Origin of the sequence: uncultured Lacinutrix sp. (assembly GCF_947500605.1) — a bacterium.
In the GTDB taxonomy this organism is placed as follows: domain Bacteria; phylum Bacteroidota; class Bacteroidia; order Flavobacteriales; family Flavobacteriaceae; genus Lacinutrix.
Genome location: NZ_CANMSJ010000009.1, coordinates 76941 through 97939, shown reverse-complemented (window position 1 = coordinate 97939; position 20999 = coordinate 76941). Strand labels below are relative to the sequence as shown.

Here is a 20999-nt window from a genome sequence, read left to right as displayed (position 1 = left end):
ATAATTATGAAAAAATATTTATTTAAAATAAAATATATCGTTTTAGGTACGTTTGTGTCTTTAACAGCTTGCGTAAGTGATGACTTGGCCAATGTAGGAGATCTTGAAGATATTACAGGTCCTACGCCTTTTTATAACGTAACCGATGTTACTCGTTCGGAGTTTGATTGTAATGACGTTGAACTATGGGCTGACTATGATTTTAATTTTCTTGCAGGTTCAAATTTGGCAGTAAATGGTACAGATTACCAATGGTCAATTACACCATCTGATGGAGTAGATTTAATCAACAAAAACTTACCTATTTTAGAACAATTAATAGAGGCAGAGTTGGCAACTGTTGTTGCAATTGAAAAAGAAATAGCTAAATTAGAATTTAAAATACCTTGCGAGACAGATCCTGCTAGAGTTATAGTATTACAAGCTCAAATTGTTGATTTAGAAAATCAATTAGTTATTGCTGAAGAAGCACTTACAGATGAAACATTGGAAAATGTTTCTAATTTAGAAAATCAAATATCTGTTTTAGAGCCGGCAACCTTACAAGATAGAGAGATAATCTTTTCTTTTCCTAATCCAGGCGAGTATACAGTTGGTTTAACGGTAACAGATAATCTTGGAAAATTAAATTATACAGAAAAAATAATTACAGTTAATCAAGCTGTACCAACAATTCCAGTACCAGAAATATCTGAGCCTAGTTTTGAAGATAATAGCTTATTCGATGGAACAGGAGATGGTAGAGATTCATGGAAAACTCCTAGTAACGATGCATGGAGCCCGTTTGGTGCAGGTACCACTGTAATCCAGATTAATACAGATAGCAACCCAATTGATGCACCTAATTTACCAGATGGTACGCAGGCAGCAAAATTTCCAGGAGGTGGAGAAAGAGTTGCTTACCAAGAAATTGAAGTTACTCCAGGAGCAGAATATGTTTTGACTTATTTTACTGCCTTTGAAGAGGATAATTTTGGAGAGATGAAGGTGTCAATATTAAAGCCAAGTACATCAACTTATGCAGAAGCACAATTAGAAGAAAATATTGTAGCTTCTAGAACAGATAGTAACGTTGGGAGAGTTGATAATGTTTTCAAAAAACATGCTATCACCTTTGAGGCTGGTGATAATGAATCAGTAATTATTTTTGCTTCAAATTCAGGAGTTGAGACTAGGCTAGATGCATTCGATATAGTAGTAAAAGAATAAAAAATTCTAAAATTTAATATTATGATTTTTAAATTAATTAAAAAATTCAGTAAAAGTATTTTCGCTATTTCTTTAGTGTTTTTTGGACTTTTCTCATGTTATGACACAGGTTACGAGGAATTTGTTCCACCTACAGGAAATGTAAACGATATACAGCCAAATACACTATTTACAACGAGTACTAATCCAGACGATAGTTTAGGGATAGTGTTTAGAAGCTATTCTACAGATGCTGTTTCTTATTTGTGGGATTTTGGAGATGGTAATACTTCAACCGAAGAAAACCCTAATCATACCTATACCACAGGAGGATTATATAATGTAACATTAACTACAACAAGTTCTGATGGTTTAGTTGCTGAAGCATCAGAAGATGTTTCTCCAATTTTTGTTAGTTTTAATCACACCTCTGTTGATACTCAAGTAACTTTTGAAAACTTAAGTACTGGAGTGAGAGATTTAGTTTGGGATTTTGGTAATGGAGAAACTTTAGAGTGGAATTTTGAGGATACAATTCAAGATCCTAATTTTAGTCCTGTTCATGTTTATTTAACAGAAGATACTTATGTTGCAACACTTACTGCAATTAATTTTTTAGGTGTTGAGATTTCTGTTAGCGAAAATATTGAAGGATTAGTTTTGTCCACAATACCTAACTTTACTTTTACTACTTCTAACTTGATGGTTAACTTTACAGATGCTTCTATTTTAGCGGTATCATATAGTTGGGACTTTGGAGATGGTAATACTTCTACAGATATCAATCCTACACATACTTATGCAGTCGATGGAACATACGATGTTACATTAACAACTACAAATGCGGCAGGTGTTTCTAATAGTATCACACAGCAAGTGCCTGTAGGAGGAATTCAAGCAACATTTAATGCTGTCTTGCAAAATGCAGATATGGAATCTTATCCTACTTCAGAAAATAATAATAATGACCTAGTTGATGCTTGGACAGTCGATCCAGATAATACTTTTAATAATGGTACAGATACACCATTTAATTTTTGGAGAAACGATGATTTAGAGGCTTGGGTTTCATCACCTGCCAATAATGGAGGTAGTGGAACAACAGATAAGCCTAGTTCTTCTGGTACAGATGCAATGTCTGCTGGTGGTACTTCGGGTAGATCTCTTAAGTTTGATAGTTCGGGAGAAAGAGCTTATCAAGCGTTTGAAGTTGAAACAGGAGTTGAATATTCAATTTCAGCATTTCTAAAAAGCGAATTAACTCCTGTAGGAGATGTAGAGGGAACATTTTATATTTTATCAGGTGAGCCATCTAGTGATAATGATTTACCTTCATTAACATTATCTAGTCAACAAGTGATTTCAAATGCTGTAGATGGTTGGCAACAATCAACATTTAATTTTACGGCAGATGCTACTTTTAGCTTCCCTACAAGTAGAGTAGATGAGAATACAAATGATATTCTAGTATCAACAGATCAAAAATTTGTTATCTTCTATTTTATACCTACTAATACAGTTGATAGTAGTAATGAGGTGTTCTTAACTGATATAGTTATAACGACTCTATAATATAATTTCTATACTATTAATAAAAGCATAACGAACTAAATTATAATGATGTTGAAACACTTGAATAAGCAAATATTAAGTATTGTGTTAATGGTATTTATTGCACTAAATGCATCTTGCCAAACGCAAAAAGGAAGTGTCTCTGAATCGGAAGTTAAAGTAGAGTCTAAAAAAAAGAAGAAAAGAAAAAAGAAATTTAAGCTTCCTGAAATAGATTTAACACATTGGTCTCTTACTATTCCTGAAGGAGAAAATGGTAAAGCAAAAAGTTTTAAAGGAAAAGAAGTTGTTACTAATTATGCGACAAATGAAGAGATTAAACCATACATGTATAACGATTCTACAAAGGGTGCATTAGTGTTTTATTCTTATCCTAGTAAAGCAACGACTGCTAATACCAAATACTCGAGATCCGAGTTAAGAGAGCAAATGGTGCCTGGAGATAATAATGTTAATTGGACTTTTAAAGAAGGTGCATATATGAAAGGTAAGTTAGCCATGGAAGATGTTACTAAAGATGCCGATGGTAAATACCATAGAGTAATTGTAATGCAAATTCATGGAAGACTTTCAGATGAGCAGAGAGATTTAATAGGTCAAAAAGATAATAATGCACCTCCAATATTAAAAATATATTGGGATAAAGGTAAAATTAGAGTAAAAACAAAAGTGCTAAAAAATTTAAATGCAACTCCTGAAGAAATGCTACATAAAGATGCTTGGGGAGACGATGAAGGTTTTAATTTTGAGCAAGAAGTTGGTTTTAAAAAGTTTATACTAGAAGTTAAAGTTTCTGATGGTAAAATGGTAATCGCTTTAAATAAAAATGAATTTAAAGTATATGAGAACATTCATATGAGAAAATGGGGGATTTTTGAAAATTACTTTAAAGCAGGTAACTATTTTCAATCAAGAGATGAGGGTGCTTATGCTAAAGTGAGATACTATGATTTAGAAGTTAAACATTAGTATGTAGAGATTCTTATACTAATATATTTTTTTTGTACTTAATAATTACTAATAAGATAAAGCCCTATAAAATAGGGCTTTATCTATTTATGAACTTTTGTTTTATTTTTCTAATAAATAATTAACAATATTTAACTTTTTATTACGAAAACGTTGTATAAGATAAAAATTTGTTTATATTTGGTAAACCAATCTGGTAAACCAATTATTTTTTACACATTGATTTGGACAAAAAAAAGGACAGGTGCACACCTATCCTTTTTAGAAAAATACTTCTTTGGAGGGAAGTAATTATGTTTAAAAACATAACACGGCAAAAGTAATAAACTATTTACAACTTCTGTATGATTATGTTTTTAAGTAAATAATAATATTAACTAACTTAAAATTAAAAATTAATTATGAATTTAAAAGCTAAGTCGGCATTATTTGCAGTACTTTTTATGTGTATTTCTGCTTTTGCGCAAGAAAATTTAACCATAAAAGGAAAAGTGGTTTCATCATTAGACAACATGGGACTTCCAGGTGTTAATGTATTAGTATCAGGTACAAGTAATGGTACAAGTACAGATTTTGATGGTAACTATCAAATAAGTGCAAAAGAAGGAGATTTACTTCAATTTTCTTTTGTAGGATTTGTAACTAAATCTATTAAAGTAACTAATAAAACGACAATTGATACTTCTTTAGAAGAAGATACTAACAAACTAGAAGAGGTTGTAGTTGTTGGTTATGGTAGTCGTAAGAAAAGTGATATTACAGGAGCTGTTTCTTCGGTTACTGCCGATGAATTAAATGCTTTTCCTGTTTTAGATGCAGCACAAGCGCTTCAAGGTAGAGCAGCTGGTGTAGTTGTGCAATCTAACAATGGTGGTGAGCCAGGAGCTCCTATAAATATTAAGATTAGAGGTAATACTTCTATTAGTGCTAATAGTTCTCCGCTAATTGTAGTGGATGGTTTTGTTGGAGCAAGCATGCCTCAAGCAAACGATATTAAATCTTTAGAGGTGTTAAAAGATGCTTCTGCAACTGCAATATACGGTTCTAGAGGTTCTAACGGTGTTGTTTTAGTAACAACAAAAAAAGGAAAGAGTGGTAAGCTAAGTATAGAATTAAATACTACTTACGCTATTCAAAATACTGCAAATAGATTAGATTTATTAAACGCAGACGAGTTTGCAGCTTACCAACAAGATGTTAATAATAACATTGCTATTACATCTGGTGAGACACCAGCTATTTATACTCAAGGTAATGCTAATACAGATTGGCAAGACTTAATCTATACTTCAGGTAGTACTGTAAATCATCAATTATCATTTTCTGGAGGTTCAGAGAAAATAAATTTTTATGCTTCTGGTAACTACTTTAAGCAAGATGGTATTTTAATTAATTCAGGTTTTGAGAGAACAACATTTCTATCTAATATAGATGCACAAGTATCAGATAAATTAAAATTAGGACTTAACCTTTTTGGAAGCAGAGGTTCTAAAGATGGTGTTGCTACACAGTCTGATGGGTCGGTTACTGTTGGTGGAGATGATGTTATTTCTCTAGCTATGCGTTTTGCTCCAGATAAAGGTGTTTATAATGCAGATGGATCATTTACAACAAATGATGCTGTTGGTGATGAGGTAGATAACCCTTATGCTGTTGCATCTCAAAGAGTAGATGAGACAGTTACAGATAATTTTAGAGCAAACTTTTATGCTAATTATGAGCTTTTAGAAGGTCTTGCGTTTAAAACAACATTTGGTTTAAGTACAGAGAATGATACAAGAGGAGTTTACCAACCTTCAACTCTGCAAATTACTGCAGGAGGTGTAGGTGGTAGAGCTAGAGTTACAAACTCACAAAGAACAAATATTTTAAGTGAAAATTACTTAACCTACAACAAGGAAATAGGAAAAGGTGATTTAACATTATTAGCAGGTTACTCTTATCAAAAAACAAAAACAGATGTATTTGCTGCAGCTGGAACAGGTTTTATTTCAGATGCTTTTTCATACCATGCTTTAGGTACAGCTTCTGGTCTTTTACAGCCTGATTCTTATTTAAATGTTACAGAGATTCAATCTCAGTTTGGTAGAGTAAATTACGATTATGATGATAAATACTTAATTACTGCTACAGTAAGAAGAGATGGAGCATCAAATTTTGCAGCTAATAATAAATATGCAATTTTCCCTTCTGGAGCTATAGGGTGGAAAATGTCTAACGAAGACTTTTTAGCAGATAGCGAAACAATATCTAATTTAAAATTAAGAGCAAGTTATGGTGTTACTGGTAACCCATCTATTAGCCCATACCAATCTTTAGCTAGATTTTCAAGTATATATGCTTCTAGTAATGGCGAAACTACGTTTGCTATTTCTCCAGAGCAGCCTGCTAACCCAGATTTAAAATGGGAATCCTCTTACCAAGCGAATTTTGGAGTTGATTTAGGATTGTTAGATAATAGAATCACACTTTCTCTAGATTACTATAATATTGATACTAAAGATTTAATTTTAGGTAATAACGGAATACCAGAATACTTTGGTTTCTTAAACGATGCTATCTTAACTAATTTAGGTGAGATTAATAACAGAGGTTTCGAAGTGTCTTTAAATACTAGAAATATTACTAATGATAACTTTAGCTGGACTACAGATTTTAACTTTTCTAAAAATAAAAATGAAGTAGTAAGTTTAATAAACGATGCCGATTTATTTGGTGATGCTGCGCCGAGTTATTTTAGTGTTGATGATAACTATATTCTAAGAGTTGGTGAAGAAGTTGGTCTTTTCTGGGGATATGAATACGCAGGTGTTTATCAAGGAGGAGCTGTACCAGCAGGTACTGCAACTTTAGCAAATGGTGTAGCAGGAGATCCATTATTTAGAGATATAGATGATAATGGTAGTATTACAGATGATGATAGAAAAGCGATTGGTAACCCGAATCCAGATTATACTTTTGGAATTACAAACAACTTTAGTTATAAAAATTTCGATTTAAGTATCTTTTTTCAAGGTTCTCAAGGTGGAGATATCTTTAACTTAACAGATGTGCAGTTAAACAATGGCGATGCAAATACAACTAGAGATTATTACAACTCTGCTTGGACACCTACAAATACGAATACTAATTCTCCTCGTGTAGGAAACAATAGTAATAGAGAAATTTCATCTCGTTTTGTTGAAGATGGAAGTTATATAAGATTAAAAAATATTGCTATAGGATATAATCTTCCAAGTGATGTTGTAGAAAAAATAGGGCTAGATAATTTAAGGATTACTTTAAGTGCACAGAACTTATTAACGATTACAGATTATTCAGGTTTAGATCCAGAAGTAAATTACTTCGGAGCTAGTGGAAGTAATAATACATCGGCAAATACGGTTCAAGGCTTCGATTTTGGAAATTATCCAACAGTAAAGTCAGTGAACTTAAGTCTTAATGTGAAATTTTAATAAAACAATTAAAAAATAGAAATTATGAAAGCATATAAATATTTATTCTTACTATTTGTAAGTCTAGGAATAGTAAGTTGTTCAGATTTAGAAGAAGATCCAGTAGGATTATTAGCATCTCCTGATGACTTTTTTCAAACAACAGACAATATCCAAACAGCAGTAAACGGTTCTCTTACACATGCAATTAATGAGAAGTTTTGGGGAAGAAAACTATCGGTAGCATTAATGCTACGTTCAGATATGGTTGATCTTGCATCTAACGAGACAAGAAGAGTTGAAAACAATGAGTTAACAACTCTTGCTAACAATGGAATGATTAGTGAGTTTTGGTTAAAAACATATCAAGGAATTGCAGCAGCAAATCAGGCTATTAAAGGAGCAGAATCTGTAAATGTACCTGCTGAAGCTAAAAATCCAGTTACTGCACAAGCTTATTTTGCAAGAGCATTTTACTATTTCCATTTAGTAAGACAATTTGGAGATATACCATATATTAGTGAAGCGTTAACACCAGATAATACTGCTCAAATGGGTACTATTGGTAAAACATCTGCAGAACAAGTATATGAGAATATTATTGCAGATTTACAGTTTGCTAAAACTTGGTTGCCAAATACACAAGCATCTAGAGCAATACCTTCTAAAGCAGCAGCGAGTTCTTATTTAGCTTTAGTGTACTTAACAATGGCTGGAACAAATGATACAGCAAATTTTCAAAAAGCTTTTGACGAAGCACAAGATGTTATTCTTAATAAAGGAGTTTATAATTTAGATTTAGATCCAGATTTTCAAAATTTATTTAATGCTGATGTTATAGATAGTTCAATAGAACCAATTTTTGCATTAGATTATAATAATTTTGAAGCTCCTGATAATGCTTATGATCAAATAGCACCAATGACGGGTATTAGAGGTGACGATAGAAATTCAGGTGGAGGTTGGTCTGTAGCAGTTCCTTCTTTAGAAGTATATACTACTTGGAATGCACAAGATTACAGAAGAGCAGTTAGTTTAGACGACGGAGCATCTATTAATGGTAATTTAGAACTTTACACTAACTTCACAGTAAGTGGTCACCAATTTGCTAAAAACAGACCTTATATTGCAAAGTATACACGTTTCCCTGGAGCTTTTGCTCGTGGAAATGCCAGAGCAACAAGTCATAATTATTCTATGATGCGTTACGCAGAGGTGTTATTAATTGCAGCAGAAGCTGCAGTAGAAATAAACGAACCAGAATTTGCAAGAACTTACTTAAACGAAGTGAGGTCTAGAGCAAGAATGGGAGGTACTACATTAAGTTCAGGAGTAGAAGTAACAGTTACTGGTAGTGCAGAACCTGCAGACCATACAGGTACAGTTACAGCTAATGATGTACTTGAAGAGCGTAGATTAGAGTTGGCTTTTGAAGGGAAAAGATGGTACGATATTGTTAGAAGACAATTAGGAGCAACTGCATTTGGAGCTTCAGGATTAGAAGGTGTTAAGCCAGATTTTTCTCCAAACGATTATTTAATGCCTTTACCAGCAGATGAGTTAGCAAGAAACCCTAATTTATTGCCTAACAATCCTGGTTACTAATATTAATAAATGAATTACTATTTGAATTAGTCTTATTGAGGTTTTGTCCGACCTAATATATTATAGGTCGGCAAATCTTAATAGTTGAGTTTAATTCTAGATAGTTTTCAATGTTTATAAAATAAAGAAGAAGATTCTTCAAGTTTATTCTAAAAGAAATGTTGTTGATTAATAGTAACACGTTAACTGTAATTTGATTAGTCTTGATAATGTGTGCAAAACTGAGTTTTACTGGTCTAGCATTAGATCAGTAAATTTTAGTAAAAAATATAATATAGTACAATGTTTTTTAACAGATATACCCTAATTTAGCATTAGGAACTGGTTAACCAATTATTGAGTTTATGAAATTAGACATACTAACTAAAACTGAAAATTTTGATGTGCAAAAACACATTATCGCTAGCATAAGAGATTTAATTAATTTAAAGAATCTTGAGCCTGGAGATAAACTACCTTCTGAACGTATGCTATCCGAAAGATTTAGTGTTTCAAGAGGTAATGTTAGAGAGGCAATTCAAAAATTAGAGTTTTATGGTTTACTTGAGTCTATTCCGCAGAGTGGAACTTTTGTTGCTAATATAGGCGTAATTGCCATGAATGGTATGATCGAAGATATTCTTCGTTTAGAAGCTCCAGATTTTAAATCTTTAGTTGAAACAAGAATTCTTCTTGAACTAAAAACAGTAAGATTAGCTGCATTAAGAAGAACAGAAGATGATCTTGTAGAAATGAAAGTGGCCTTAGAAGCTTTTTCTAAAAAAGTGAGAAATGGTGAGGATGCAGTACAAGAAGATTTATTATTTCACCTTGCTATTGCAAAAGCAAGTGGTAATAGTAGTATGAATACATTCATGTTAATTATTACTCCAGAGATTATAACAAATTTTGCAAAGTACCATGTTTGCGATACAAGTAATGCTGAAGTAGGTATAGAAGAGCATAATGCTATTTTTAAAGCAATTGAAGATAAAAATCCACAGTTAGCAAAGAAAAAAATGAAAGAACATTTTAAAGAATTATACAAGTATTGTTACAATGTTTAAAATGTAAACTTCAATTAATAAAGTGCACAATTTATTAAGTGAATGTTTTTAAAATAAAGAATCAGGAGGGATAGTAATTATGTTAAAAAGGAGTCGAATACGATTTTCTTTGCAACTTACTTGAAATAAATAATCAGTTACCTTAAAATTGATGTCAAGAAAAATAGTTTTTATATATTTTTCTTAAAATAATAACATAACAAACTACTATAAATGAAATTAAAAGGATTAAGATGGTGGGTAGTAGGGCTAGTTGCTTTAGCAGCAGTTGTAAACTATATCGATAGACAAGCATTTGGAGCTCTTTGGCCAGACATTGCTAATGATTTATTTCCAGAGATGGATAAGGATGGTCATAAAGAGATATACGGTATCATATCAACCGTATTTATAATTTCTTACGCTGGAGGTCAAGCTCTTTTTGGTAAAATTTTCGATTGGATAGGAACTAGAATGGGTTTTGCTTTATCTATAGGAGTATGGTCTGTTGCAACAATATTTCATGCTTTCGCTCAAGGAATATTAAGTTTTTCAATCTTTAGATCAATATTAGGTATTGCAGAAGCTGGAAATTGGCCTGGCGCGGCTAAAGCAAATGCAGAATGGTTTCCAACAAAAGAAAGAGCACTTGCTCAAGGTGTCTTTAATTCGGGAGCTGCAATTGGAGGAATAGTAGCATATCCTGTAATTGGATTATTGTCAGCTTATCTAGAATGGAAGTCTATATTTATAGTTGTTGGAGCAATGGGTTTATTATGGTTAGTACCATGGTTGTACATTGTAAAATCAGGACCTAAAACACATCCTTGGCTGTCCGAAGATGAGAGGAAATATATTCTTTCTGGTCAAAAAAATCAAGATTTAGATGAAGATGGTGAATATGATGAAGGTTATGTGCCTGATACAAAAACGCTTCTTAAACATAAAGAAAGTTGGGGAGTAATAATTGCTTCGGCAGCATTAGATCCTATTTGGTGGCTGTTTATAGTTTGGATCCCACTCTATTTATCTGAAGTTTTTGGAATGGATGTTAAACAAATAGCATTCTCTGCATGGGTACCTTATGTTGGAGCAATGATTGGAGCTATATTTGGAGGTTTACTTGCTAAGAATAGACTTACCGCAGGATGGTCTGTAGATAAAACAAGAAAAATGACTATTACTTTAGGTTGTTTAATTATGATTCCATGTTTTTTCCTTTTAAAAGCACCAGCATCGGCTACAAGTGCCGTGATTATTATGGCTGTTTTACTTTTTGGGTTTCAAGTAGCAATTGGTAATATTCAAACTATGCCAAGTGATTTATTTAGTGGTAAAATTGTGGGTACGCTTTCTGGTTTTGCTGGAATGGCAGCTAAACTTGGTGCAGCAGGACTTACAGTAGTAGTAACAATTGTTACAACAGGAGGTAATTATACACCTGCATTTATAATTGGAGGAGTATTAGCAATAATAGCATTACTAGCTGTTTGGGTTTTATGTCCAAAAATAGAACCTTTAAAGCCAAAAGCTTAATAGAGTAAATTAAGTTTAAAGTAAGAATTAAGAAAATTAGAATATAAAATATTACAATAAATTAAAATCTAATATTAGAAAGATGAGTAAAAATAGTGGAAAAGTTGCAATAGTAACTGGAGCAACGGGAGGAATTGGTTTTGAAGTAGCAAAACGATTAGGAAAAGATGGATACACGGTAATTTTAAACGGTATTGATAATGAGGCTGGAGCCGAAAAACTAAAAATGCTTACAGATGAAGGAATCACTGCAGAGTACTATGGTTTTGACGTTACAAGTGAAGAAGCAGTAACTTCTAATATCCAAGCAATTGGAAACAAATATGGTAGAATTGATGTATTAGTAAATAATGCAGGTGGATTAGGTGGAAGATCTAGATTCGAAGAAATGACTACTGAGTTTTACAGAAATGTAATGGCATTAAATTTAGATTCTGTATTTTTTGCTTCTAGAGCAGCAATACCTTTTCTAAAAAATGGAGAGCATCCTTCAATCATTAACTATACATCTAATGCAGGATGGACAGCAGGTGGACCAGGAGCAGGAATATACGGAACGTCTAAAGCTGGAGTTCACGCTATTACAAGAGCGTTTGCAAAAGATTTAGCAGAATACGGAATTAGAGTAAATGCAGTATCACCAGGTACGATAGATACTCCTTTTCACGCTCAAATTAAAGCAACAAAACCTGAGGTTTTCGCTTCATGGGCAAACAATATTATGTTAGGAAGATTAGGTCAGCCAGAAGATGTTGCTGGAGTTGTTTCTTTCTTAGCAAGTAAAGATGCATCATTTATCACAGCCGAAACTATTCAAATTGGTGGAGGTCAGGCATTAGGTATCTAAGACCTAAGTTTTAGTTGAAAGCCAAATAGTTTTATTACAAATCTATTTGGCTTTATTTATAAAAAGTAAATAAATTAAATTCAAGAAATGAGTAAAGTTGTCACATTTGGTGAAATTATGTTAAGACTCTCTACAGAGCGTCATTTAAGATTTTCTCAAGCAAAAACATTTGCTGCTTCTTATGGCGGTGGTGAATTTAATGTAGCAGTATCCCTTGCAAATTATGGTGTTCCGGCAGAATTTGTTACCAGATTACCTAAAAACGAGATAGGTGCTTGTGCATTAAAAGAGATGCGCAGACATAACGTTGAATCTAAAAATGTTGTGTATGGCGGAGATCGATTAGGTATATATTATCTAGAAACTGGTGCGGGTACAAGAGGTAGTAATGTGGTTTACGATAGAGCTAATAGCTCTATGGCAACTATTGCAAAAGGCGCTATAGATTGGGAATCTGTTTTAAAAGACGCAACTTGGTTTCATTGGAGTGGTATTACTCCAGCAATCTCAGAGTCTGCTGCAGAAGAATGTTTAGAGGCTTTAAAAGTTGCACATAAATTAGGAATTACTATTTCTTCAGATTTAAATTATAGATCTAAATTATGGCAATATGGTAAAGAACCTAAAGAGGTAATGCCAGAACTTTTAAAGTACAGTAATATAATTTTAGGAGATATTGACACTGCTTTTTTTATGTTAGGAAAAGATAAAGTAAACCCTAATTATCAAGACGAAAAGTCTTTACCTTTTTTATACGATCAACTTTTTAAATTATGTCCTAATTTAGAAACTGTTGCTACAACATTAAGATATTCAGTTAGTGCATCGCATCAACGTATTGGAGGTGTTTTGTATGATGGTAAAAGTATATACAATGCAGATGTTAAAGAAGTAACTCCTGTTGTAGATAGAGTTGGTAGTGGAGATGCCTTTATGGGCGGATTAATTTATGGACTAATAAATCATTCAACCGATAAGCAGAAGGCTTTAAATATAGCCGTAGCTGCTTGTTGTTTAAAACATACCATTTCAGGTGATTGTAATTTAATTACACTTGATGATATAGAAAAATTATTAAGTGGAGATTCTTCAGGAAAAGTTTCAAGATAAATAAAAGTAAGATGGCAAAATATTCAAGAATAGAAGTAGCAAATGTAATGCAACAAACGGGTTTAGTTCCTTTGTTTTACGATAGTGATATAGATAACTGTAAACAGGTTTTAAAAGCATGTTATGCAGGTGGAGCAAGATTAATGGAATTTACTGCTCGAGGAGATTTTGCACATGAAATATTTGGTGCCCTTAATAAGTATGCTTTAAAAGAATTACCAGGAATGATTCTTGGTGTTGGTTCTGTAACAGATGCAGCTTCTGCTTCGTTATATATGGCTTTAGGTGCAAACTTTATTGTTACACCAGTGTTTAGAGAAGATATTGCAATAGCTTGTAATAGAAGAAAAGTATTATGGTCTCCAGGATGTGGATCGCTTACAGAAATTGCTAGAGCCGAAGAATTAGGTTGCGAAATTGTAAAGTTATTTCCAGGAGGTATTTATGGACCAGATTTTATAAAAGCGATAAAAGGACCTCAACCTTGGACAAGTATTATGCCTACAGGAGGTGTTTCGCCAACTAAAGAAAATTTAGAAGGTTGGTTTTCTGCAGGAGTAACTTGCGTTGGTATTGGTTCAAAATTAATTAAAAAGAATGCTAACGGAGAATTTGATTTTAACGGTATCGAATCACTTACAAACCAGGCTATCGAAATAATCAAAGAGCTTAGATCATGAAAGATTTAGTTTCTATAATGACATTAAAACAGTTATCCCATATATCGGGTTTTTCGGTTTCTACTGTTTCTAAAGCATTAAATAATAAACTTGATATTAGTAGTAGTACAAGGAAATTAATTAAGGATATTGCTAAAGAATATAATTATAGACCTAATACTTATGCCATAGGTTTAAGGAAGAAAAAAACACAAGCAGTAGCTGTTATAATACCACAGGTTAATAATAGCCTTTACAGCTGGTTTTTATTTAATATAGAAAAACTAGCTTATAGTAATGGTTACAAAATTGTGCTTTTTCAATCTTTAGAATCTCCTTCTAAAGAAAAAGAATGTATAGAAAATAGTAACGATGGTAGTGTAGATGGCGTTATTTTGTTGTCTAAAACAAAGCCTCTAATAGAAAACTACAACCATCCTATTGAGTTTATTAAAATAACAGAAAACCAATCTCAAGAGCAATTAGAGAAATATTGTATTAATAGTTTTAATGCATTGTTAAAAAATATCGCTTAATTTGCTTAATAAACTAATACCTACTTAAATGCTTAAAAAGGCAATTTTGTTTATGGTTATAAGCGCAGTTGCATTTACTTTTCTAAATGTACTTGTAAAATCATTACATAATTTTAGTGTTTACCAAATTGTATTCTTTAGATCTATAGGGTCTTTATTTTTTACACTTCCATTTTTATTAAAAAACAAAATTTCATTAAAAGGAAATCAAAAAGGATTACTGGTATTGCGTAGTGTTTTCGGACTAGCATCCATGATGTTGTTTTTCTTTTCTTTAAAATATATAGCTATGGGAACGGCTGTTTCTCTTAGGTATATTGCACCTGTTTTTGCAGCATTATTTGCTGTGTTCTTCCTCAAAGAAAAAATTAAATTAATACAATGGCTCTTTTTTGCTCTGGCCTTCTCAGGTGTTTTAGTTTTAAAAGGACTTGATAACGAGTTACAAATTGAAGGTGTTGTTTTTGCTTTAATTTCTGCCGTATTTGCAGGCTTGGTTTATATAACCATTAGAAAAATAGGCAACCAAGACCATCCTGTTGTAGTTGTCAATTATTTTATGATTATCTCTGCATTAATTGGAGGTGTGTTATCTATTAATAATTGGATTAACCCAACCGGAATACAATGGTTAACTTTTTTAAGTTTGGGTGCTTTTGGATATTTTGCGCAATTATATATGACTAAAGCAATGCAGCTTGGTGAAACAAATCAAATTGCTCCATTAAAGTATTTAGAAGTGATTTTTACAATGGTAATAGGTTCTTTATGGTTTAGTGAAGACTATACATTATGGAGCGTTCTAGGCATTGGTTTAATTGTTTCTGGGTTGGTGCTTAATATTGTTACTAAACAATCAAAAAAATAAAGAACAACTCGTTTTAATAACTCATTATTAGATTAATGTTTTAGAATACGAGCTTTCCAACTAAAATAGATATTAGCTCAGCATCATAATATTTGTATATATCAGGAATATTTAAAACTGTTATTTTATTATAGTATTTAGAACCTGTATGTTTTTTAACTTGCTCTAAATGTCTTTGTTCCATCACATATACTTTATCTGCCCAGATTAATAAATCTTCGGTTAATTCTGTGGTGCCTTCTTTTCTACAAATTTTAGAGTTTGTTCCTGCGCTTAAAAATGTAAAATCAGGATAATTTAACGCAAAATAATCTTCAGCAGTTTTAGAACGCTGTTTATTGGCAGAACAAACAAATAATATATTCACAATTAGTTTTTATTAAAGTCCTCACAAATATACTTTTTAATCATATACTCAGTTATTGGTTTTAATGTTTTACCTGTCTCAGGATGTAAGCCTAAGGCCGAAAAGAATTCTAATACCTTTTGGTTGTTTTTACCATACCATAGTTTTTCATTTCCATTACGTGTAAAATAAGTTGTACTACAGCTAGGTTTAACCTTTTTAAAGTAGTTAATTCTATCTTCATTATAAATCTTTAAATCGTTTAAGCTATGTTTTTCAATATTAAAAGATACTTCTTCATAATGATTGGTTTTCCAAACCATCCATTTTTGATTTTCAATAGTAAAAGAGGTTATTAAAAGTGTTCCCAAAATTAAAGCGATAACTAATAGAAATTTTATTTTATGCTTTATAAAGAAATTGACTTTACTATTTACAAGAGTTACAGATTCACTTGTATCATAATCACTAAATGCTGTGTAGCCTAAATAATTACATAAACTCTTCGCTGCAAAATTTTTCAATTCAACCTTTTCATTTGTATTGGCTATTGCATTATTATAATGAATCCTTAAAATTTTTTCACCATAAGGTTCTCCTGAATCTTCAACAATATAATCAGACAGAAAAAGAGTAACGTGTGTTTTCTTTTTCAAACCTTCTTCTTTCTCGGCCTTTTTATAGGCATCTATAAGTAATTTTCTATGCATTAAACCTTCTTATTTTTAAGTGTTTATTGTTTTGGAAATTCTTTTCCATGAACCTTCCAGGGTCTTTCCAAACTTTTTTTATTAATCTTCATTTATTTGACACAGAATTAAAAATGCCTTTTCGTAATAAGGCTTACGGAATTTTTAATTCTACCATGGAGTACTATTCTAAATTGAAATTGCCATTTGGAAAGTAACAATTTTTATTAAGAAACATACTCCACACTTTCCAAAAAACAGTAGAGGATTCTCCTCAAATTTTAGCGTGTTGCTATTCAAATTAATAGTCCGATAAACCTATCGGACGGCAACACTAATGTCAAATTTTAAATTTTAGTAAAATGAAGAAATTTTTTATAATAATATTTACGGTTTTCCTCAATGGAGCGTTTTTTTCTTGTACACCAACTAGTTTGCACGAGGTTGCTAATACAGAACAAGGTACAACAGGTGAAGATGAAGAGATTTTGCCGGAAGAACCTGAGGATGATGGAGATAATGATGACGATTAAATAAAGTTAACCAAAGGACTAAAAAATAAATTTTTAGTTAATAAATTAGAGGAATGAAATGTATAAAAAACACATTCCTCTTTTTTGTTTTATTACTTTTTACAGTAAGTAATAGTTATGCTCAAGAAGTAATTGACAGTGCTAAGGTTTATTATGCAATGTCTAAAGAGAAATCTAAATCCTTGGAGTTTAAAGTGAATGCGATCTCAAAATCTATTTCGTTATTAGGAAACGATACTATTAATCATTTTTACTTAAAGACATTAAATAGAAAAAGTTATTTGCTAAATCAAACAAAAAATTACGATAGCGCATTGGTGTTTTCTAAAAAGTTGCTAAAAAGAAGTTTAGAGCAGAAAAGCTTAAAAATGGAAAAATTAGCTCTAGAAAAATTAGCAGACTATAATAGATTAAACCAAGATTTAATTAGTGCTTATAAATATTACGAAGCTTATAAAGAGTTTAATTTAAAGTATAAAGACACGTTGGCTGTAATAAAAGCACTACAGTATATTGCAAGTTCTCAAAACAAAATAGGTTTGCCTTTTGAGAGTGAAGTTACAGCAGTAGAATGCTTAATGCTTTTGGATAAAATTAAAGAAACGCCCAAAGTAGTTGGTTCTAAACTAGGCCTTTATAATCACTTGGGGATTTTGTATAAAGATTTAAAAAATTACGATCGTGCTTTAATGCTTTATGAAAAAGCTTTGCTTTTAACAAAAAACATCAAGAATAGAAATAAAGTTCTTAATAATAAAGCTGTGGTTTTTATAGAACAAGATAAATTAAAAGAAGCAGAACATACATTCGAATTAGTGTATAAAAACACTTTAAGTCAAAATCTATCTAGCCAAAAAGCACAAGCTTTAGATAATTTAGGTTTTGTACAATCTAAATTAAACAAACCAGAAGGGCTTAAGAATTTAAAAAAAGCATTACAACTTAAGGAAAAAGAGAATAATAGTTCTAGTTTATTTACTAGTCATATTCATTTGGCTAAATATTATTTGGATAAAAATAACTTTGACAAAGCCAAAACACATTCAGAACAAGCCTATAAATTGGCGAATATATCAAAAAGTGTATCCGATAGAATAGAAGCACTTGCGGTTTTAGGAAAGTCTACAAGCCATTCTAAAATTACAGAATATATATACTTAAAAGACAGTTTACAAGAGGTGAGGTTATTAAATACGGCAAAATATACCTCTATTAAGTATGATTATGCAAAGCAAACACTATTAGCTAAAGAAAGCGAATTAGAGAAAGAAAAGGAAAAACGACTTAAGTTTATTTACATGGCATTAGGAAGTTTTATCTTTTTAGCTTCTGTTTTTATGTACTTTATATTAAAAGCAAAAAATAAAAAAACAAATCTGCAAAATATTTTTACTACCGAAGCGCGTATTTCTAAAAAGGTTCACGACGAGGTTGCAAACGATGTTTACCATGTAATGGCAAAGCTACAAGGCAACAAAACTAGTAATGAAGTTGTGCTAGACGATCTAGAGGCTATCTACATTAAAACAAGAGATATTTCTAGAGAAAATAACGCTGTAGGTGTTACCGAAAATTTTGATGATGTGTTGGCAGACCTTTTACAGAGCTATATAAGCAATACTACAAATGTTATTACCAGAAACTTATCTAAAATAGAATGGCAGGCAATTTCTGAATTAAAAAAGATGACCATTTACAGAGTTTTACAAGAGTTAATGGTAAATATGAAAAAACACAGTGAAGCCTCTTTTGTGGTTGTTAACTTCGAAATGGTTAATACTAAATTAGTAATTATTTACAAAGATAATGGTGTTGGTACAACGTTAAATAAAGCCAATGGATTGCAAAATGTGGAAAACCGTATAAATGGAATAAAAGGAACTATTACTTTTGATACCGAAGTTAATAATGGCTTTAAAGCCGAAATTAAAGTTTAGTTATGTTTAAAAAAGTTCTTGTTGCAGACGATTTATTAAGTATTAACCAAGGTGTGGTATCTGTGTTAGATACATTAAAAATAACAGACGTACAAGAAGTACAGTATTGTGACGATGCTTATTTAAAAGTAAAAAAAGCGGCACAAGATAACGAGCCAATAGAGCTGCTTATTACAGATTTGTCTTATAAAAAAGACCATAGAAACGAAACCTACACTTCTGGTGAAGAATTAGTAAAAGTTTTAAAAAAGGAGCATCCAGAATTAAAAGTGATAGTCTATTCGGTAGAAGATCGTTTACAAAGAGTACGAACCTTAATGAACAAGCATAACTGCAATGCTTATGTTTGTAAGGGCAGAAGAGGGCTTATAGAACTTAATACAGCAATTAATACGGTGTACAATAACGATACATATCTATCGCCTCAAGTAGCAGCAGCTACAAGTCCTAAAACAAATATAGAAATAGACGATTTCGATATTATATTACTAAAGCAATTGTCTCTAGGTTTATCTCAAGAAGGTATATCACAACACTTACAGAAAAAGAATTTATCACCTTACAGTTTAAGTTCTATAGAAAAGAAAATCAATAAATTAAAAACCCAATTTGGAGCTAATAATACTATTCATTTAGTTTCAATAGCTAAAGATTTAGGGTTGATTTAAATTTTTTGTTTTTCGTTTTACGGAAAGCCGTAATTAACTACACTAGCTTTATTTTAAATTTAGCATTTTAATTTATAATAGTTTGCTCGTAAATAGTAGAGTTTACAGAATCCTTTTTGTTACTGTAGATTTTTATAAACTTGTATAGTTAATAACCTACCTAACTAGTGAAATTTTTACATTAAAATATTAATCAATTTAAAATTATATTAAAACATGAAAAAATCAATTTTATTCCTATTTGTTCTGGTTTATTTTATGCCTAAACAAGTCTCTGGACAAAACGAAGGAACAGTCGCTGCAATTGGTGGACTTTTAGCAATTGGAGCAGGAATAGCTGCTGTAGATCAAATGAAAGAGCAAGCAGAACTTACAGCTACACAATGGGTGTTAACCAATCACCCAACACTTACTAGTTTTTCCTTAAAAACATTAGATTTCGATGGTAAAAAGGTAAAGGATATGTCGTCGACTTCTGTAATCTCATTTAAAATTCAAGAATTTACAGCAGGAGATAAGCCAGAGCTAGATGGCAGAAAACAAGTGTTATTTGGTTTTACTAGTCGTGGATGGATTAGTGAATATGGTATAGATTTTGAAAAAGTAAAATGGTATTTAATAGACGATGCAGAATGGTTAAATATGATGTTAGCTTATGTGAAAGTAGCATCAAATGAAACGAATAATACTACTATTATGTCTACACTAAAAGAAGGTAAAGTAGTAAACAGAGGTGTTAAAGTAAAAAGCAAATTAATAATTCCATTTTTTAAATTAGAAGGTGATATGTATGTAGTAACAGATTATTCGTCGGATATGAAACTATTATATAACGAACGTTCTTTAGGGATATTCTTAAAAGAAACTAATGATCTTGTACAAATAGGTAGAGGAGATATTATTAAAATACACGATTTCTTTTTCGATGAAGATTAGAAAATAGATATAACTAAATTAAGATTCATTTTACAAGCCTTACGGATTCCCGTAAGGTTTTGTTTTTATAAGGGTTTAAGTTTGAGGAATTAAAAGTCGTATAGTTTAAACTATATGATATAACAAACTAAAAAATTAATTTATGATAATATCTACAGAATTGAAAAGCCATTTTTTAAGACTATATCAAATAGCTTTTTCAGATGATAACTTTGATGTGCTTGAGATGCAAATGCTCTATCGGTTTGCAGAGGATAGAGGGTTAACAAAGGAACAACTAAATGAAATTTTACTAAACCCTTCCCATGATTCATCGATACCAGAATCATTAGAGTTAAGAGTTGAATATCTATACGATTTATCTATGATGATTTGGGCAGATGGAAAAGTTACTGATGATGAATATATTACTCTAAAGAAGTATTGTAAAAAATTTGAGTTTTTAGAGGAGAATATAACAGAGTTGGCAGATTTTTTATTGGATTCTGCACAAAAAGGTATTACTAAAGAAGATATTATAAGAGATATAAATTCATAAAAT

General features: G+C 31.4%; 19 protein-coding genes. 17 read left to right on the top strand and 2 right to left on the bottom strand.

The features are described from left to right. The first annotated feature begins 6 nt into the window (after positions 1-6). From Q0935_RS12805 to Q0935_RS12750, 12 genes are all read left to right on the top strand, one after another. The gene (locus tag Q0935_RS12805) at positions 7-1209 is read left to right on the top strand and encodes a hypothetical protein (protein WP_299386811.1); all 1203 of its coding nucleotides are present in this window, start codon (positions 7-9) and stop codon (positions 1207-1209) included. Positions 1210-1230: 21 nt separating this feature from the next. Next, positions 1231-2760 (top strand): PKD domain-containing protein, encoded by a 1530-nt coding sequence (locus tag Q0935_RS12800; protein ID WP_299386807.1) that lies wholly within the window; start codon positions 1231-1233, stop codon positions 2758-2760. Positions 2761-2811: 51 nt separating this feature from the next. Continuing rightward, positions 2812-3729, top strand: coding sequence for a polysaccharide lyase family 7 protein (locus Q0935_RS12795; protein ID WP_299386962.1), 918 nt, complete (start codon positions 2812-2814; stop codon positions 3727-3729). 401 nt (positions 3730-4130) lie between these two features. Beyond that, the gene (locus Q0935_RS12790; protein ID WP_299386803.1) at positions 4131-7184 is read left to right on the top strand and encodes a TonB-dependent receptor; all 3054 of its coding nucleotides are present in this window, start codon (positions 4131-4133) and stop codon (positions 7182-7184) included. A 24-nt stretch (positions 7185-7208) separates the two neighbouring features. Beyond that, positions 7209-8768, top strand: a complete 1560-nt coding sequence (locus tag Q0935_RS12785) for a RagB/SusD family nutrient uptake outer membrane protein (RefSeq protein WP_299252938.1) — start codon at positions 7209-7211, stop codon at positions 8766-8768. A gap of 344 nt (positions 8769-9112) precedes the next feature. Beyond that, the gene (locus tag Q0935_RS12780) at positions 9113-9814 is read left to right on the top strand and encodes a FadR/GntR family transcriptional regulator (RefSeq protein WP_299252936.1); all 702 of its coding nucleotides are present in this window, start codon (positions 9113-9115) and stop codon (positions 9812-9814) included. Positions 9815-10027: 213 nt separating this feature from the next. Continuing rightward, on the top strand, positions 10028-11329 hold the full coding sequence (locus Q0935_RS12775; RefSeq protein ID WP_299252934.1) for an MFS transporter: 1302 nt from the start codon (positions 10028-10030) through the stop codon (positions 11327-11329). Positions 11330-11411: 82 nt separating this feature from the next. After that, a complete protein-coding gene (locus tag Q0935_RS12770) occupies positions 11412-12176 on the top strand; it encodes an SDR family NAD(P)-dependent oxidoreductase (RefSeq protein ID WP_299252932.1) in 765 nt (254 codons plus the stop codon). 87 nt (positions 12177-12263) lie between these two features. Continuing rightward, positions 12264-13286, top strand: coding sequence for a sugar kinase (locus tag Q0935_RS12765; protein WP_299252929.1), 1023 nt, complete (start codon positions 12264-12266; stop codon positions 13284-13286). A gap of 11 nt (positions 13287-13297) precedes the next feature. Next, complete coding sequence (locus Q0935_RS12760) at positions 13298-13966, top strand: bifunctional 4-hydroxy-2-oxoglutarate aldolase/2-dehydro-3-deoxy-phosphogluconate aldolase (RefSeq protein ID WP_299252926.1); 669 nt, start codon at positions 13298-13300, stop codon at positions 13964-13966. Then, a complete protein-coding gene (locus Q0935_RS12755) occupies positions 13963-14481 on the top strand; it encodes a LacI family DNA-binding transcriptional regulator (RefSeq protein WP_299252923.1) in 519 nt (172 codons plus the stop codon). The genes Q0935_RS12760 and Q0935_RS12755 overlap by 4 nt, the downstream gene beginning before the upstream one ends. Positions 14482-14509: 28 nt before the next feature. After that, a complete protein-coding gene (locus Q0935_RS12750) occupies positions 14510-15349 on the top strand; it encodes a DMT family transporter (RefSeq protein WP_299386797.1) in 840 nt (279 codons plus the stop codon). A 40-nt stretch (positions 15350-15389) separates the two neighbouring features. On the opposite strand, the gene Q0935_RS12745 is transcribed toward Q0935_RS12750, so the two are convergent. Together Q0935_RS12745 and Q0935_RS12740 are read right to left on the bottom strand one after the other, a co-directional pair. Beyond that, on the bottom strand, positions 15390-15716 hold the full coding sequence (locus Q0935_RS12745) for a phosphotyrosine protein phosphatase (protein ID WP_299386795.1): 327 nt from the start codon (positions 15714-15716) through the stop codon (positions 15390-15392). A gap of 2 nt (positions 15717-15718) precedes the next feature. Further along, positions 15719-16405 carry a hypothetical protein gene (locus Q0935_RS12740; RefSeq protein WP_299386792.1) on the bottom strand — a complete coding sequence of 229 codons (687 nt, stop codon included), beginning with the start codon at positions 16403-16405 and terminating at the stop codon, positions 15719-15721. 341 nt (positions 16406-16746) lie between these two features. On the opposite strand from Q0935_RS12740, the gene Q0935_RS12735 reads away from it, so the two are divergent. From Q0935_RS12735 to Q0935_RS12715, 5 genes are all read left to right on the top strand, one after another. Then, a complete protein-coding gene (locus Q0935_RS12735) occupies positions 16747-16917 on the top strand; it encodes a hypothetical protein (protein ID WP_299252911.1) in 171 nt (56 codons plus the stop codon). Between the two features lie 53 nt (positions 16918-16970). Further along, positions 16971-18854: a tetratricopeptide repeat protein gene (locus tag Q0935_RS12730; protein WP_299386788.1), complete on the top strand. Its 1884-nt coding sequence runs from the start codon at positions 16971-16973 to the stop codon at positions 18852-18854. Positions 18855-18856: 2 nt separating this feature from the next. Continuing rightward, positions 18857-19522 (top strand): response regulator, encoded by a 666-nt coding sequence (locus tag Q0935_RS12725; protein ID WP_299252905.1) that lies wholly within the window; start codon positions 18857-18859, stop codon positions 19520-19522. A gap of 216 nt (positions 19523-19738) precedes the next feature. Further along, positions 19739-20458, top strand: a complete 720-nt coding sequence (locus tag Q0935_RS12720) for a hypothetical protein (protein WP_299252901.1) — start codon at positions 19739-19741, stop codon at positions 20456-20458. A gap of 142 nt (positions 20459-20600) precedes the next feature. Continuing rightward, the gene (locus Q0935_RS12715; RefSeq protein WP_367181460.1) at positions 20601-20996 is read left to right on the top strand and encodes a hypothetical protein; all 396 of its coding nucleotides are present in this window, start codon (positions 20601-20603) and stop codon (positions 20994-20996) included. The last annotated feature ends 3 nt before the right edge of the window (positions 20997-20999 follow it).

What these genes read in the sequence shown, in the direction of transcription:
- Q0935_RS12805 (WP_299386811.1), top strand. Translation starts at nt 7, where the DNA reads ATGAAAAAATATTTATTTAAAATAAAATATATCGTTTTAGGTACGTTT.
- Q0935_RS12800 (WP_299386807.1), top strand. Translation starts at nt 1,231, where the DNA reads ATGATTTTTAAATTAATTAAAAAATTCAGTAAAAGTATTTTCGCTATT.
- Q0935_RS12790 (WP_299386803.1), top strand. Translation starts at nt 4,131, where the DNA reads ATGAATTTAAAAGCTAAGTCGGCATTATTTGCAGTACTTTTTATGTGT.
- Q0935_RS12785 (WP_299252938.1), top strand. Translation starts at nt 7,209, where the DNA reads ATGAAAGCATATAAATATTTATTCTTACTATTTGTAAGTCTAGGAATA.
- Q0935_RS12780 (WP_299252936.1), top strand. Translation starts at nt 9,113, where the DNA reads ATGAAATTAGACATACTAACTAAAACTGAAAATTTTGATGTGCAAAAA.
- Q0935_RS12775 (WP_299252934.1), top strand. Translation starts at nt 10,028, where the DNA reads ATGAAATTAAAAGGATTAAGATGGTGGGTAGTAGGGCTAGTTGCTTTA.
- Q0935_RS12770 (WP_299252932.1), top strand. Translation starts at nt 11,412, where the DNA reads ATGAGTAAAAATAGTGGAAAAGTTGCAATAGTAACTGGAGCAACGGGA.
- Q0935_RS12765 (WP_299252929.1), top strand. Translation starts at nt 12,264, where the DNA reads ATGAGTAAAGTTGTCACATTTGGTGAAATTATGTTAAGACTCTCTACA.
- Q0935_RS12760 (WP_299252926.1), top strand. Translation starts at nt 13,298, where the DNA reads ATGGCAAAATATTCAAGAATAGAAGTAGCAAATGTAATGCAACAAACG.
- Q0935_RS12755 (WP_299252923.1), top strand. Translation starts at nt 13,963, where the DNA reads ATGAAAGATTTAGTTTCTATAATGACATTAAAACAGTTATCCCATATA.
- Q0935_RS12750 (WP_299386797.1), top strand. Translation starts at nt 14,510, where the DNA reads ATGCTTAAAAAGGCAATTTTGTTTATGGTTATAAGCGCAGTTGCATTT.
- Q0935_RS12740 (WP_299386792.1), bottom strand. Translation starts at nt 16,405, where the DNA reads ATGCATAGAAAATTACTTATAGATGCCTATAAAAAGGCCGAGAAAGAA.
- Q0935_RS12735 (WP_299252911.1), top strand. Translation starts at nt 16,747, where the DNA reads ATGAAGAAATTTTTTATAATAATATTTACGGTTTTCCTCAATGGAGCG.
- Q0935_RS12730 (WP_299386788.1), top strand. Translation starts at nt 16,971, where the DNA reads ATGAAATGTATAAAAAACACATTCCTCTTTTTTGTTTTATTACTTTTT.
- Q0935_RS12725 (WP_299252905.1), top strand. Translation starts at nt 18,857, where the DNA reads ATGTTTAAAAAAGTTCTTGTTGCAGACGATTTATTAAGTATTAACCAA.
- Q0935_RS12720 (WP_299252901.1), top strand. Translation starts at nt 19,739, where the DNA reads ATGAAAAAATCAATTTTATTCCTATTTGTTCTGGTTTATTTTATGCCT.
- Q0935_RS12715 (WP_367181460.1), top strand. Translation starts at nt 20,601, where the DNA reads ATGATAATATCTACAGAATTGAAAAGCCATTTTTTAAGACTATATCAA.